12 protein-coding genes are annotated in these 15,832 nt (G+C 51.8%); 5 read left to right on the forward strand and 7 right to left on the reverse strand.

Annotation, left to right across the window (positions count from 1 at the left end; all coding sequences use genetic code 11):
- Positions 1-123 precede the first annotated feature (123 nt).
- Complete coding sequence (locus ACI2J2_RS10350) at positions 124-582, forward strand: helix-turn-helix domain-containing protein (protein WP_404760025.1); 459 nt, start codon at positions 124-126, stop codon at positions 580-582.
- Between the two features lie 61 nt (positions 583-643).
- Here the strand turns inward: ACI2J2_RS10350 and ACI2J2_RS10355 are convergent, their stop codons facing one another.
- The 4 genes from ACI2J2_RS10355 to ACI2J2_RS10370 form a co-directional block, all read right to left on the reverse strand.
- Positions 644-1,687, reverse strand: coding sequence for a fimbrial protein (locus tag ACI2J2_RS10355; RefSeq protein WP_404760026.1), 1,044 nt, complete (start codon positions 1,685-1,687; stop codon positions 644-646).
- A gap of 11 nt (positions 1,688-1,698) precedes the next feature.
- The gene (locus tag ACI2J2_RS10360) at positions 1,699-4,314 is read right to left on the reverse strand and encodes a fimbria/pilus outer membrane usher protein (RefSeq protein ID WP_404760027.1); all 2,616 of its coding nucleotides are present in this window, start codon (positions 4,312-4,314) and stop codon (positions 1,699-1,701) included.
- A 28-nt stretch (positions 4,315-4,342) separates the two neighbouring features.
- Positions 4,343-5,026, reverse strand: coding sequence for a molecular chaperone (locus tag ACI2J2_RS10365; protein WP_404760028.1), 684 nt, complete (start codon positions 5,024-5,026; stop codon positions 4,343-4,345).
- 71 nt (positions 5,027-5,097) lie between these two features.
- Complete coding sequence (locus ACI2J2_RS10370; protein ID WP_012005952.1) at positions 5,098-5,625, reverse strand: fimbrial protein; 528 nt, start codon at positions 5,623-5,625, stop codon at positions 5,098-5,100.
- Between the two features lie 516 nt (positions 5,626-6,141).
- On the opposite strand from ACI2J2_RS10370, the gene ACI2J2_RS10375 reads away from it, so the two are divergent.
- The 3 genes from ACI2J2_RS10375 to ACI2J2_RS10385 all read left to right on the forward strand — a co-directional run bounded on the left by ACI2J2_RS10375 (position 6,142) and on the right by ACI2J2_RS10385 (position 9,264).
- Positions 6,142-6,858 carry an EAL domain-containing protein gene (locus tag ACI2J2_RS10375; protein WP_404760029.1) on the forward strand — a complete coding sequence of 239 codons (717 nt, stop codon included), beginning with the start codon at positions 6,142-6,144 and terminating at the stop codon, positions 6,856-6,858.
- Positions 6,859-6,880: 22 nt separating this feature from the next.
- Entirely contained in the window at positions 6,881-7,471 is a 591-nt protein-coding gene (locus ACI2J2_RS10380) for a LuxR family transcriptional regulator (protein WP_209632392.1), read from the forward strand.
- 170 nt (positions 7,472-7,641) lie between these two features.
- Positions 7,642-9,264, forward strand: a complete 1,623-nt coding sequence (locus ACI2J2_RS10385; protein WP_404760030.1) for an FMN-binding glutamate synthase family protein — start codon at positions 7,642-7,644, stop codon at positions 9,262-9,264.
- 140 nt (positions 9,265-9,404) lie between these two features.
- Here the strand turns inward: ACI2J2_RS10385 and betA are convergent, their stop codons facing one another.
- The 3 genes from betA to betI all read right to left on the reverse strand — a co-directional run bounded on the left by betA (position 9,405) and on the right by betI (position 13,360).
- Positions 9,405-11,072, reverse strand: coding sequence for a choline dehydrogenase (betA, locus tag ACI2J2_RS10390; protein WP_404760031.1), 1,668 nt, complete (start codon positions 11,070-11,072; stop codon positions 9,405-9,407).
- A gap of 198 nt (positions 11,073-11,270) precedes the next feature.
- Entirely contained in the window at positions 11,271-12,743 is a 1,473-nt protein-coding gene (betB, locus tag ACI2J2_RS10395; RefSeq protein WP_404760032.1) for a betaine-aldehyde dehydrogenase, read from the reverse strand.
- Between the two features lie 20 nt (positions 12,744-12,763).
- Positions 12,764-13,360 carry a transcriptional regulator BetI gene (gene betI / locus ACI2J2_RS10400; protein ID WP_209632388.1) on the reverse strand — a complete coding sequence of 199 codons (597 nt, stop codon included), beginning with the start codon at positions 13,358-13,360 and terminating at the stop codon, positions 12,764-12,766.
- Positions 13,361-13,774: 414 nt separating this feature from the next.
- Between betI and ACI2J2_RS10405 the strand changes: the two genes are divergently transcribed.
- Positions 13,775-15,814 (forward strand): choline transporter, encoded by a 2,040-nt coding sequence (locus ACI2J2_RS10405; RefSeq protein WP_404760033.1) that lies wholly within the window; start codon positions 13,775-13,777, stop codon positions 15,812-15,814.
- Positions 15,815-15,832 lie beyond the last annotated feature (18 nt).

The following is a 15,832-nucleotide window of genomic DNA, read 5'->3' on the forward strand; positions in this document are numbered from 1 at the left end:
CCTTTTACACCCCAGTTAACACTTGCGTAACCCGGTTACGCAGCCTATTATCAAAGAACTAACTTGGATAATTACCATTACCTACTGTGACCTGAATGTCGTACCCGCGGGAGAACTTAAACAATGGATCGCGTTAATATCATTCATGATTTGCTGGACTGGATTGAAACTCATCTTGATCAGCCACTGCTGTTAGACAACGTGGCGGCCAAGTCAGGCTACTCCAAGTGGCACTTACAAAGGATGTTCCGCACCACCACCGGGCATGCGCTGGGCAGCTATATCCGCGAGCGGCGTTTGTCGCAGGCCGCGCAGGCGCTGCGTTCAAGCCCTCGCCCCATTCTCGACATCGCCCTGCAATATCATTTCGACTCCCAGCCGTCTTTTTCGCGCGCGTTTAAAAAACAGTTTGGCAAAACACCGGCGGTGTATCGCCGCACTACCCGCTGGGATGTCGCAGAGATGTCTCCACAGCCCATAGAACCCCTGAACGGGCATCGCCATGAGTCACCGGGCGTACATCTGTGGTATGCGGGGAAATGTCTGGACAGTGTCTGCACCAACTGGGTTGGCCAGAGCTGAGAGAAAAATGCATTAAAAAAGGGGTTCAGCGCAGGCTGAACCCCTTTTTTACTGAAAGAGATTACTTAAAGGTTACGTCAATATTTGCCGAAGCACTGAATGGCCCAACCTGTGGATTGGTATTCAACCACTTCAGACTGGCCAAAAAGTTCTTTTCAACGATAGTACCGTTGACCAGGCCCAGATCAACCGGGGAGTTCATCATGATCGGCGTGTTTGGCGTTGCGGCCTGCGAAATTAAAATACCGAAGCCGCTGTTGCTGGTTGGCATAATCAGACTGTTATCCTGCAAGGGATAAGTGGTGCTGAAACTGGCCTGCAAGGTTTCCCCTTTGCAATCCTGCCCGGTTGTCGGGTCAGACATGTTAGCCGCAACGGAGAAAGGAACCTGCTTCTCGATTTTGCCGGCCACCGCATTTTGACGCGGAATGGTGCCAAAGTTTACGGTTGAACCGTTGTTAGCCACCACGGTAATTTTCGGGTTACAAGAGATAAACTGAATGTTGCCCAACCCGGAAATATAGGCGTTAAAGTTACTGTTTGGGCGACTATTCAAACCACCTTTACCGTCAACCTGGAATACCGAGTAAGAATTATTGTCGTTGATCTTGCCGCCTGCAGGCGGTGCCTTACCGGTGGCCTTGATATAAATAGCGTAGGAAACCGTCACCGACAACGGTTTTGCTGGCGAAAGACAACGGCTACCGGAACGACGGCACTCAGTACCTGGACCAACATCCTGCTTCGCATTTTTGACCGGTTTGATGTCAACGCCGTTATAGGTCACACCCACTTCAATCGAGTTATGGATCTGACTCATTCGAGCCTGGGGATCCCAATACAGAAATGCGTTCTCGCCATTTGGAAAACCATCGGTATCAGTACACTGGAAAGTTGACGTGAAGGTCTGTGAACGCCACAACAGTGCACCCGCAGCGGTATTGGCAGTAGAGACTTTGATCGCTTTATCCAGCACGATATCCTGTCGGATATTCCCATTCTGCTTACAAGACAGTGCAAAGCTGCTCTGGGAGAACGTCCCCAGCGTGACCAGCAGCCCTGCCGCCAGCCCGAGTTTTTTGTGTTTTAACAACAAAGAAGACATATCCATTCCTTTTACGGTTTTCCGCAGGTCAGCGAAAGCTCCTGGTAACCCATCAGCTGCTCGGTCGCTGATTTCAGTTCCGGCACTATCAACGAACAACTGTCGCCAGCATCGCTGCCCCATTTAACCAACAGGCGATCCCCTGCGGATGCCCCGGAGATATAAATATCCCCATTTGTACCTACGGTACCGTTGTTCTTGCCGTCAGCGCTGAACACGTTGGCGCCGATTGGCGGTACGCTGCCGTCTAACAGTTTACTGTGCACCAGCAGGCTTTGGCCGGTATGCGTTTCAAATTTCACGCGGGAAATAGCGCCATAGGTCGGTACTACGTCGCGGGCCGCCATCGGGATATCCAGGCCATTGCCGATATCCTCGGTGCGTAGCGCAACGCGGTTGTGACGATAAGGCGAGGCCGAGGTCATCACCGCATAACCGAAGCGGTCGATAGCCACACCCGGCTGGTTTTCCAGGCGAACGCCCTTGGCGTCTTTAGCTTCTACCAACACAAAGGTGTTTTGCAGCGGCTGCGTCAGCGTAACACCGCCGGAATGCGCCACAATGCCGCCCGATACGCCCAACGAAGACTGCTGGTAATCATTGCTGTAACTGTAACCGGCATTCACCGTACCCATACTGCCTTGATAACCAACGTTAGCCGATGTGGTTTGACCGGAGTAACGATCGTGACCACTCTGCACCGCGTAGTTCAGACGGTTATCATCCAACGCGGTACCGCTCAGGCCTGCGCTGTAGGTATTACCGCTCTGCTTACTGTGCCCTGCGTTGAAGCTGGCCGTCATATCAGACGAGTCCCGGCTAAAGAAGCTGAACGGGATGGATACCGTCATGTTGATGCTGCGATCTTTATAACCGTAGTTGCTGCGGCTGTCCTGATAGAACACGCCGTAACTGATGTTTTTGTAGCTGCTGTTGAAACCAGTCTGAACAGTACGATCCTGACCGGAGCCGCCCCAGTATGACTGGTTGCTGACGTTGGTGTACAGCGTCGAGTTCCCTGCAATACGCTGGTTGATCGACAACTCTACACGCTGGCGTTTATTACTGAACTTACTGGTGTAATAAGTACGACGACGTGATTCAGCCCAGTCAGGTACGCCCTGAGTGCGGTCATTCTCATCGTAGTAGTCATTACGGTAGTAGCCATTTTCATAGCGATCGCGTTCAGCAACCGCATCGGAGAAATCGTAGTAGCCGGAAGTCGAATAACGGTAACCAGCAATCTGGAACTCCGTGCCCCAGTCGCTGAGCGACTTGGAATACAGGAAGCGGAAGCTCTCACCCTGTTTGCTGTCGCCGCTGACCAGATTGGTATCGGAATAGGACATATCAAAAGACACTGCCCCCCAGGTACCCAGGTTTTTACCCATACCCAACACCGCAGAACGGTAATTTTCCGCCACCAATACGCCGCCGTATGGCGTAATGTCATAAGCCATCCCGTGTGACAAGGTGCCTTGCACAAACTTCGGCTGGTAGTTGGTGGTGCCGTCGTGGTATTTACCGGCCGTCATCTGATAATCCCAGATCCCTTCACGCAACATGTTCGGCACGGAAGAGAATGGCACGACGAAAGTGGTTCTTGAACCGTTGGCCTCAATGACCGTTACGTTCAGGTTACCGCTCAGTGTACTCGGGAAGATGTCGGTCAGCGCAAACGGGCCCGGCGGCACGTTGGTGCTGTATATGGTATAGCCGTTTTGGCGGATCTCGACACGGGCGTTGGTCGAAGCCACGCCGCGCACTACCGGCGCATAACCGCGCTGGCTTTCCGGCAGCATATCGTTGGCGCTGGAAATCTGCACACCGCGGAATTGGATGCTGTCGAATACGTTGTTATTAGTATTGGTCTGGCCAATCACCAAGCGGCTACGCATGGAAACAATGTCAGTTTCTGCCCAGCTTGAAACGGTATTCCAGTGCGTACCGGCACCCGACTGCTGGTTCAGCGTCGAGTTATTGCGCAAACGCCAATTACCGATGTTGAGACCGTTGTTCAGGCTCAGGAAGTAATAGTCGGATGTTTTATCATTGGCGTTATTGCTGTAATTATTGTGGTTGCCGCTGAAGTTATAGTTGATGAAGCCGGCATTAATCCCACGATCGTAAACCTTCGGCGAAATGGCCCCTTGCGGACGCGGCTCCAGAAATACCTGTGGAACTTCCAGATCCATACGCTGTATAGCAGCGTCATAGCTCAGCTTGGCACCCGAAATTTGCTGTGACAGGGCATAACACTGCGCAGCGCCTTCGGTTTTCATATCGCCTGGCAGTTTAACGCCATAGTCCTGGTAATCCTGCGCTGTCAGGCATGGCATCACCGGCGTGTCTTTGGCGTCTTTTTTGAATTCGATATCACGGTGATCGATACGCTGACCATTCAGGTAAATATCAAAGGGATATTTACCGGGTAGGATATCGTCGCCGCTGGACAACGCTGCCACCTGGGCAATGTTGTCGTCGCCATGGATGAAGGAGGTATTGAACTGCTCCTCCGCCATGGCCATATGATAGAATGAAAATGGCACCGCAGAAAAATAAATTACACCATTAATCAGCCTGACCAAACGTTTTGGCGTGAGGGTTGTTATTCTTTTATGTGCCATTTTTTGTTCATTCCTTGAAGGGCTTAAATCAATTTAATGCAACGTTCTTAATCTCGGTGTGGCCGCCGTAATCGTTGATATAAGTGAACGACATATTGCTGGCCGACTGCGCACCCTGTGGCAAAGCAATTTTCAGGCTATCTTGTGGCTTCACCATATCGGCATTCACTTTCCAGCTTTTGCCACCGCTTTTCAGCGTCAGAACACCCAGCGTCACAAACAGTGGACCGTTATTGGTGACAACCAAATTGCTGCCCTGACGTTGCCATTTCAGTGCCTCTGCCTGCTGTTGCAGATTGGCTTTCAAGGCTTCAGGACGGTAGAACAGTTTGATACGGGTACGGATCGCCACCTGCAGCACATTGTCTTGCTTAGGGGTTGGTGGAATTTCCTGTACGTTTACCCAGAGCAGACTTTCTCTGTCCTGCGGTAACCCGCTGCCAGAATAAATAAAGCGCAGGATTGCGTCTTTTTTGGCAGCCAGTTTTAAAATTGGTGGAGTGACCACGATCGGTAAATTCTTCGGCATCTGGCTTGAATCGCCAGTATCCAGCCAGGTTTGCACCATATAGGTGTCATCGCTGTCATTGCTGATTGAGAGCGACGCGGATTTACTTCCGCTGTTATAAATTACGCGCGTCGAATCAACTTGAATTCCGGCAAAAGCATTTACGGAAAACGCGAATAAAATACAAGAAAGCACTTTTTTCATCGGAATATCTCAACTCTCAGAATTTAGCCGTCCGTGGCCAATAGCTCTATCTATCCTGCCAGCGAATTAAATTATTTGTATTCGATGGTGAAGGTAGCGTTAGAGTTTGCCTGACCCGCAGTTACCAGATCCTGGTAAGATTTATAACGCGCGCGCAGGTTGAAAGTTGCAGAACCTGGGTTGTCGCCATCAGCAGCAACAGAAACGGTAGCTGGAGTAGCAACTTCCTGAGAGATTGGCAGAGTTGCGCCGTTGTTATCCAGGATTTCAACGCCAACGCCGTTAGCGCCACCAGTTACAGCCAACAGCTCTGGGTGGCCAGCAGGAGTGTTACCGTCGAAACGCAGGGTGTAGTTACCGGCTTCACATTTCTCCAGGCTAATATCGAAAGCTTTAGCACCGCTGGTAGAACCAGAAGTTGGGAATGCGGTAGTAGGATATTTACCCAGGTAAACTTCTTTATTCTGGTCTTTATCAACTACTTTACAAGTAGACTGTACGATTTCACCAGTGAATTTAACGTTGCCGCTTGCAGCAGTAGCGTTATAAGCAGTAGCAGACAATACCAGCGCAGCCAAAGGCAATAATACTTTTTTCATTTCCAGCTCCATAGAAAAACAATAAAATAATCGATTCAGTGACAGACGAATATATTAATCCCCGGCACTGAGCATACACTCAGCGATAGCACTCCTTGCTTAAAAGGAGTGTTGCCTCGATGAACCCATTGCCGGACGAAATATAGACCAACGGCATTCTTATTGTTAAATCGTTTAAAACATTCATAACCCCCCTCTTGATAGGAATAAACTATCAACAAATACCTATCGATCGATGTTGACGATTCAATCGAATAGGAATAATCTGTGTTTTGGAAAGCCATGCAGTCGGACATTTTGTCTTAAGACCTAATTATCAGTACATTATTCCGTATATTTACATTTTGTTACCTTTTGAGCACTTTAGAATTCGCGACAAAAAGCCCCTTTGATGGTCTGTAAGCGGCATTGCACATCTTGGCTGCTTTAAATAAGACATTTACCCATAAACAGCCAAATTTCATTAAATTATGTTTTAAAAAACAAACAGTTATACATCAATCAAGGGATTGAGGAATGCGCGGTTCTTTTAGAGAGAAAAATAACGGAATTAATTATGTTTTCCAGCCTATGTTCGCAAAATCGGGACAATTGCTGGCCGTTGAGTGTCTATCAAGATTCACTTTTAATAGTGAATATGCCCATTTCTCTCCTGAACAGTTCTTTCGTACAGCTGATAGCGCCACGCGAATTGAGATTTTGTTGGATCAGGTCAGTCTGATAGAAAAATATAACCACTGGTTTCGCGAAAACCAGGTTATCGCAACACTAAATGTAGACGACCATTCTCTTCGTTCTCTGGCCAATAGCCATTTTGCAGAAAGAATTAGCGCCACCCGATGTATTCATTTCGAAATCAGTGAAAACTCGACTCGGTTAGTAAAAGACCGTGTTCATGGCGATCCTTCACTGAAGAGCTATTCATTTTGGCTCGATGATTTTGGTTCAGGCTATGCGGGGTTTTCCGCGTTGTATAACAGTCAGTTCCGCTTCGTTAAACTCGACCGTTTCTTATTATGGGACTTTATGAAGAAGTCCGGTGGCGAGGGTTTAATGCGCGCTTTATTGCGCTTTTTTTACCTTAATCATTACAAGGTAATTATCGAAGGAGTAGAAACTCCCGAACATAAAAAATGGCTGGACGAAATGCCATATTACGCACTGCAGGGAAAGCTGTGGAAGGAATCCGACATCAAGGATTTGAACTCGCTTCTTACAGCTGAATACTTTTAACTCATTATGGGTGTTCTCCATTATGTCTAAAAACAATGTCCTTGTTATTAGTGAGTGTAAGTACAGCTATGTCGGCCTTTCGGTGTTACTGAAAAAACATTACGGCAAGTACGATATCAGGCTGTTTTCAGATTTTATGCATGGTGGCGCTAAGGCGGAGAAAATAATTAAGCACGATATCGCGCTGATCTTCACCTCACAAAATCTGGAACAAAGCGTCAACGTCATCGAAAGCCTTGTATCTCTCCATCAGCAATACAATTCTAAAACGCGGCTGCTGGTTTTTTATGATGATGAGCGCGTAGTAAAGCTGTTGTCTATCCTGGGGATTTCCGTTGAATTGGTCTCTACGCGTATTCCACTTTATTCGCTGCAGGAAAAAATACAAAACCTGTTGGAAAGCAAAGAACCTGGCGGGATAAAAATGCAGAAAACCCGGGAGCTTAGCCCGGCAGAAAGTGACGTTATCTTCAATTTACTGCGCGGTGACAGCCTACTGCATATTGCCCAAAAGCGCGGTACTCACCCCAAAACGATTTTTTCGCAGAAATACAGCGCGATGAAAAAGCTGCGGTTACGTAGCATGAGCACGATTTTTGTCGCCAACAAGTGATTGCCAGGCCGCCCCCCGGCGGCCTGAGTAACGCCCCTCGTTAAATTTATGTAACAACGAACGACAAAGCAGCAACAGCCACATAACACTCCTGCCTATTGGTTACGATTCACTCACGGGATTATCCCGAGAGTCATGTCGTCTGGATTAAAAAAACATCAGGAGATGTTATGAAGTCATCGTTATTCAGCCGTTATACCTGCTTTGTCTTAAGCCTCTTGCTGACGCTGGCGTCATTGACGCTATTGCCCCACCAGCCCTGGTTTTGGCTGCCGGCAATCATTTTTGGCGCACTGAGTGTACTGGGGGTTTACGACCTCACCCAGCAACGCCATGCCATCTGCCGTAACTACCCCATCATCGGCCGTTTACGCTTTTTCTTCGAATTTATCCGTCCGGAAATACGCCAGTACCTGCTGGAAGAAGATAACGCGCAGATCCCGTTCTCACGCACCCAGCGCACGCTGGTCTACCGTCGTGCCAAAAATGAGATGGGCGACAAACCCTTTGGGACCCAGTTAGACGTTTATCAAACCGGCTACGAATGTATTGGCCACTCCATGCGGCCGGTTGCCGTATCCGATCCAACCAGTTTCCGTGTCGCAATAGGCGGCCCGGATTGCAGCCAGCCTTACTCCGCCTCAATTTTTAATATCTCGGCCATGAGTTTCGGCGCACTGTCGGCCAACGCGATTCGTGCGCTCAATCTGGGGGCGGCAAAAGGAGATTTCTATCATGACACCGGTGAAGGCAGCATCAGCCGCTATCACCGTGAAAACGGTGGCGATCTGGTGTGGGAGCTGGGCAGTGGCTATTTCGGCTGCCGCACCGCAGACGGCCATTTTGATCCGCAGCGCTTTGCCGAGCAGGCTAAAACCCCACAGGTGAAAATGATTGAAATCAAACTGAGCCAAGGGGCGAAACCCGGTCATGGCGGTATTCTGCCGGCTAAAAAAGTGGATGCGGAAATTGCGGCAACGCGTGGGGTACCTGAAGGGGTGGACTGCATTTCGCCAGCCTCACACAGCGCCTTCACCACGCCCGTGGAAATGATGCACTTCATTCAGCAGTTACGTGAATTGTCTGGGGGCAAACCCGTGGGCTTTAAACTGTGCATCGGTCACCCGTGGGAATTTGTCGCCATCGCCAAAGCAATGCTGCAAACCCAAATATTGCCGGACTTTATCGTGGTGGATGGCAAAGAAGGCGGGACCGGCGCTGCGCCGCTCGAGTTATCCAACTACATGGGGATGCCGTTACGTGAGGGGTTATTGTTCGTGCACAATACCCTGGTAGGCTGCGGATTACGTGACCACATCAAGATTGGTGCCAGCGGTAAAATCATCAGCGCCTTTGATATCGCCAGCGTATTGGTATTAGGTGCCGATTGGGTGAATTCAGCACGCGGCTTTATGTTCGCTGTCGGTTGTATTCAATCTCAGAGTTGCCACACCAACCATTGCCCAACCGGCGTTGCTACCCAAGATCCACTGCGGCAGAAAGCCTTGGTGGTGCCCAACAAAGCAGAGCGCGTTTATCATTTCCACCAGAATACCGTGAAAGCACTGGCAGAAATGCTGGCCGCTGCCGGGGTCAGTCGACCGGAACAGCTCACTTCTCATCATATGCTACGCCGCATTACCTCAACTGAAATCAAGGTTTATGCCGACATCTATTATTACCTGGAACCCGGTGCACTGCTGCAGAAAGAAATAGAAAGTGATTTCTATGCGCGCATGTGGCGCATGGCGACACCAAACAGTTTCGATCAGGCGATCGCCCTGCCGGCTTAAGCCGATTTAGACGTCGCAGTTTCAAGGTGCAGCGAGAAGAATGACAGAGATGAAGTGCCCCCCGCCTCGGGGAAGAACTTTGGAGAGGGGGTTGCTTGCTACAGCAGCCCTTCCCTTCAGCGGCGAGAGGACATGTTGGGTTACAGTTTGCGTGCCGGAGCATCGCCAGCCACGTAATACTCGGCAGTACTTCGTGGCAGCGGCGTACGCTGGCGGATACGATCGGCAATTTTCTCAGCAATCATGATGGTGGTGGCATTCAGGTTGCCGGTAATGATCAGCGGCATAATTGACGCATCAACAACCCGCAGGCCTTCCATACCGTGCACCCGTCCTTGCCCATCCACCACCGCCATCTCGTCCTCACCCATTTTACAGGAGCAGGAAGGATGGAAAGCGGTCTCAGCATGCTCGCGTACAAAGGCGTCTAACTGTTCGTCGGTCTGGACTTCCGGGCCTGGGCTGATTTCACGGCCACGGTATTCATCCAGTGCCGGCTGCGCCATGATTTCGCGCGTGATGCGAATAGCGTCTCGGAATTCCTGCCAGTCCTGCTCTGTCGCCATATAGTTAAACAAGATGCTCGGATGCTGGCGCGGATCTTTTGATTTCACCTGCACACGGCCACGGCTTGGAGAACGCATAGAACCCACATGCGCCTGGAAACCGTGCTCTTTCACCGCGTTGCTGCCGTTGTAGTTAATCGCTACCGGCAAGAAATGGTACTGAATGTTTGGCCAGGCAAACTCTTCGCGGCTGCGGATAAAGCCACCCGCTTCAAATTGGTTGCTGGCGCCAATGCCGGTGCCGTTAAACAGCCATTCCGCGCCAATTTTCGGTTGGTTAAACCACTGTAGCGCCGGGTACAACGACACCGGTTTTTTGCAGGCGTATTGCAGGTACATTTCCAGATGATCCTGCAAGTTCTCACCCACGCCGGGCAGATCGTGCACCAGATCAATGTCCAGACGGTTCAGTAATGACGCAGGACCAACGCCGGAACGCTGTAAAATCTGCGGCGAAGCTATTGCACCTGCGCACAGCAGCACTTCTCGACGCGCGCGCGCGCGGGTGAGAGAGTTGCTCTCGCCCTGCAAATAATCAACGCCCACGGCACGCTTGCCTTCGAAACGAATGCGGTCGGTCAACGCGTGGGTCACAATCTTCAGATTAGGACGGGAGCGCGCCTGATCCAGATAGCCCCGGGCGGTACTGGCACGACGCCCTTTCGGCGTGACGGTGCGGTCCATCGGCCCAAAACCTTCTTGCTGAAAACCGTTCAGATCGTCGGTACGTGGATAACCCGCCTGGACACCGGCTTCCACCATCGCGTGGAACAACGCGTTGTTACCGGCTTTCGGTGTCGTGACACTCACCGGGCCATCACCGCCGTGAAAATCATTGGGTCCAATATCGCGGGTTTCCGCCTTGCGGAAATAGGGCAGGCAGTCTAAATAAGTCCAGTCTTCCAGACCCGGTGCCTTCGCCCAATTATCAAAATCCATGGCGTTGCCGCGGATGTAGCACATGCCGTTAATCAGTGACGAACCACCCAACCCCTTGCCACGGCCACACTCCATGCGGCGATTGTTCATGTGTGGCTCAGGGTCAGTTTCATACGCCCAGTTGTAGCGACGGCCCTGCAGCGGGAATGCCAGCGCGGCCGGCATCTGGGTACGAAAATCCATCCGATAATCCGGACCACCGGCTTCCAACAGCAGCACACTGACGTCGGCGTCTTCGGTTAAACGGGTGGCTAATACGTTACCGGCCGAGCCGGCACCGATGATGATGTAATCGAATTCCATCGATATCTCCTTATACCCTTCGTCTTTCAAGCCACAGCGTTGTTGGCTGCATGCGCTCCCCCCAGTCACTTACTTAAGTAAGCTCCTGGGGACTCTCGCACTTGCCGCCTAGCTGTGACTTGAAATCCATTGGGTATATATTTTTATGATTAATAGCTTAGGGATTCCCAGACAAGCATTTAATCGATGATGGGATACTTAAAATATGGAGGTATACTCGCCAAGCTCTACCTGAATGGACTTGATCTGGGTGTAGTGCTCCAGCGTTGTCAGGCCATTTTCACGGCCGACGCCAGATTGCTTATAACCGCCGACGGGCATTTCAGCCGCCGATTCGCCCCAGGTGTTAATCCAACAGATACCGGCTTCCAATTGGTGGATCACCCGGTGGGCGCGGGTGAGATCATTCGTCACAAGACCTGCTGCCAAGCCGAAAGTCGTGTCATTGGCGCGGCGCACCACTTCGTCTTCAGTTCGATAGCTGAGAATGCTCATTACCGGCCCGAAGATCTCTTCACGCACGATGTCCATTTCGTCACTGCAGTCGGTAAATACCGTCGGCGCCACATAAGCCCCTTTGGCGAAATCACCGTCAGTCACACGCTCACCGCCACACAACAGGCGTGCGCCGCTGTTCTTGCCGCTTTCTATATAACGCAGCACGGATTCCATATGCGCGAAACTGACCAATGGGCCAAAGTTGGTTTGTGGATCAGTTGGGTCACCCAGACGAATGCGTTTTACGCGCTCGAGGATTTTGGCTTCAAACTGTACCTGCAGCGCTGCCGGCACAAATACGCGGGTACCGTTGGTGCAGACCTGACCGGAACTGTAGAAGTTGGCCATCATGGCGATATCAGCCGCACGGTCCAGATCGGCATCATCAAAGATGATCAGCGGTGATTTGCCCCCCAGTTCCATAGTGACTTCTTTCAACGTTGAACTTGACGCGTTGGCCATCACTTTTTTACCGGTTTTCACCCCACCGGTGAACGACACCTTTGCGATACCCGGGTGATCGGTCAGGTACTGGCCGACGTCTGCGCCGCTGCCGGTGAGCACGTTGAATACACCGTCAGGTAAACCGGCCTCAGTGTAGATCTCCGCCAGTTTCAACGCCGTCAGCGAGGTCACTTCACTCGGTTTGAAGATCATCGCATTGCCTGCCGCCAGGGCTGGCGCAGACTTCCACAAGGCGATCTGGATCGGGTAGTTCCATGCGCCGATACCGGCAACCACGCCCAGCGGTTCACGACGGGTATACACAAAAGCGCTCTCGCGCAGCGGGATCTGCTGGCCTTCGATCGCCGGGATCAGCCCCGCGTAATATTCCAACACGTCGGCGCCGGTAACGATATCCACCGCCGTGGTTTCTGACATGGCCTTGCCGGTATCCAAGGTTTCCAGCGCGGCCAGCTCGTCGTTGCGTTCGCGCAGAATGTCCACCGCACGGCGCAAGATACGAGAACGAGCCATCGCCGTCATCGCCGCCCATACCTTCTGTCCGCTGGCTGCACTGGCCACCGCACGGTTGACGTCTTCAGCGCTGGCGGACTGGATCTCGGCAAGCACTTCACCATTCGCCGGGTTCACCGCGTTGAAAGTTTTTCCATCGGTACTGTCTACATAGGCACCATTAATATAGAGCTTCTGTAAGCCAAAACGGGACATAGGTTCTCCTTAGGTTGTCCTCAAGGTGGCGTGTGCCCCCTGAGTTGGAACGTAATGTAATCGGTCGTGAGTGCGATCGCCTGTGTCTGATTGAACGCAGCCCCACGCAATGCGCTGCGTAGCCACAGGCCGTCGATCAACGCCGCCAGCCCTTTCGCTGCCAATCGTGCCTCTGCCTTCGGCAATACACGGCTAAATTCAGCACACAGGTTGGAATACAGACGGCGGCCATTTACCTGTTGCAGCCGGTTAAGTTGCGGCTGGTGCAGACTGCTCGCCCAAAAGGCCAACCAGGTTTTCATCGCCGCACTGTTGATTTGGCTGTCGTCAAAATTACCGGCGACGATTGCCTGCAGCCGTGACGCCGGAGCGTGATCGCTCAACGCCTGCAACCGCAGCTTTACCGCCTCACCCAAATGGCGAATCAAATAACGCATGGTGGCCTCCAGCAGGCCATTCTTATCCTTGAAATAATGGCTAATGATGCCGTTGGAAACCCCGGCCCGCCGCGCTATTTGCGCGATGGTAGCGTCATGCATTCCCACTTCGTTTACCGCGGCCAGCGTGGCATCTATCAACTGCTGCCTTCTGATTGGCTGCATTCCTACCTTTGGCATAATTCGACTCTCACAAAACCGACTTCGGCCTCATCTCAGCGGCGAAAATTCACGCTATTCTCACCTGCCGAACGTGGTCTTCATGCCAACCATTAAACTTTTTTTTGATTGAACGTTCAATAAAAATTGAATATATTTTATTACCGCTTGGTTACAAAAATGTACTTTTCGGTTGTGGAACTGGCTGATTTTTGTGAGGTATTTAACGAATCTGACCAAAATCAGTGTCTGTAAGCGGTTCCCAGCACGGAGCGATTTTCTGTTCCGTTAGCAAGCAAAGCGGCAATCTTTGGCAAGCAAAATAGCGATTGCCGCAGCTTTTATCCGCACTGTTTCCCGGACGGCACCTGCGTGTTGTTCAGGCTGGTGTGTGGGCACGATTTTACTCAGTTGTTAAAAAAACAGAGGAAGACGATGACAACACGCGAAACCTCCTCAAAACCACAACAGGATGGGCTTAACCCTGTGGTTTTCTTTACCTCGGCAGGGCTGATACTGGCCTTCTCACTGATGACCATCTTTTTTACCGATTTCTCCGGGCGATGGATCACCCGCACCCTGAATTGGGTGTCAACCACCTTCGGCTGGTACTACTTGCTGGCCGCCACCTTGTACATCGTATTTGTGGTGTTTATTGCGGCATCGCGCTTCGGTTCGATCAAGCTTGGGCCAGAACAGTCGAAACCCGAATTCAGCCTGATGAGCTGGGCGGCGATGCTGTTCGCCGCAGGCATCGGCATCGACCTGATGTTCTTCTCCGTTGCCGAACCTGTGACGCAATATATGATGCCACCGGAGGGCCAGGGCCAGACAATGGAAGCCGCCCGCCAGGCCATGGTGTGGACGCTGTTCCACTACGGACTGACCGGTTGGTCGATGTACGCGCTGATGGGCATCGCACTCGGTTACTTCAGTTACCGCTATAACCTGCCGTTGACCATCCGTTCGGCGCTCTACCCGATTTTCGGCAAACGCATCAACGGACCGATCGGCCACAGTGTAGACATTGCGGCCGTGCTGGGTACCATCTTCGGTATCGCCACAACGCTTGGCATTGGCGTAGTACAGCTGAACTACGGGTTGAAGGTCCTGTTCCACGTGCCGGAAAACCTGACGGTACAGGGTGCATTGATCCTGCTGTCGGTGATCATGGCCACCATCTCGGTAACCTCTGGCGTCAATAAAGGCATCCGTATTTTGTCCGAACTCAATGTGCTGTTGGCGTTGGGGCTGATCCTGTTTGTGTTGTTCTTCGGTGATACCGAGTTCCTGCTCAATGCCCTGGTGCTCAATGTCGGCGACTACATCAACCGCTTTATGGGGATGACGCTCAACAGCTTCGCCTTCGATCGCCCTGTAGAATGGATGAACAACTGGACGCTGTTCTTCTGGGCCTGGTGGGTTGCCTGGGCGCCGTTTGTCGGCTTGTTCCTGGCACGAATCTCTCGCGGACGCACCATCCGCCAGTTTGTGCTCGGTACGTTGATTATTCCTTTCGTGTTTACCCTGCTCTGGCTGTCGATCTTCGGAAACAGCGCGCTTTACCAGATTATTCATGGCAACGCGGCGTTCGCGCAGGAAGTGATGCAGTACCCTGAACGCGGCTTCTACAGCCTGCTGGCACAGTATCCGGGCTTTACCTTCAGCGCTTCCGTCGCAACCATTACCGGTTTGCTGTTCTATGTCACCTCGGCAGACTCCGGTTCGCTGGTTCTGGGCAATTTCACCTCGCGTCTGAGCGACATCAACAGCGATGCGCCCAACTGGCTGCGTATTTTCTGGTCTATAACGATTGGCCTGCTGACCATCGGCATGCTGATGACCGACGGCGTACCTGCACTGCAAAAAACCACGGTGATCATGGGCCTGCCGTTCAGCTTTGTGATCTTCTTCGTGATGGCCGGGCTGTATAAATCGCTGCGGGTAGAGGATTACCGCAAAGCCAGCGCGCTGAACACCTCCGCACCGATGCCGGTATCCAGCAACGACGTGCTGAACTGGAAGCAGCGACTGTCGCGGGTGATGAATTACCCTGGCACTCAATACACGCAGAAAATGCTGGATACCCGCTGCCGACCGGCGATGCAAGAAGTGGCGCGTGAACTGGAACTGCGCGGTGCCAAAGTGGAATTCAGTGAGGTGCCACCAGCCGAAGATGAGCGCTTGAGCCATCTGGAACTGCTGGTGCATCTGGGAGATGAACAAAACTTTATCTATCAGATCTGGCCACAGCGTTACTCCGTGCCGGGCTTTACCTATCGCGCCCGCTCCGGCAAGTCGCATTATTACCGGTTGGAAACCTTCCTGATGGAAGGTACCCAAGGTAACGACCTGATGGATTACAGCAAAGAGCAGGTGATCGGCGATATCCTCGATCAGTACGAGAAACACCTGAACTTCGTGCACATCCACCGCGAGGCTCCGGGCAATACCCTGACCTTCCCGGATATGTGATCCGTTCAAAACGGCCAA

Origin of the sequence: Serratia sp. NPDC087055 (assembly GCF_044900985.1) — a bacterium.
In the GTDB taxonomy this organism is placed as follows: Bacteria; Pseudomonadota; Gammaproteobacteria; order Enterobacterales; family Enterobacteriaceae; genus Serratia.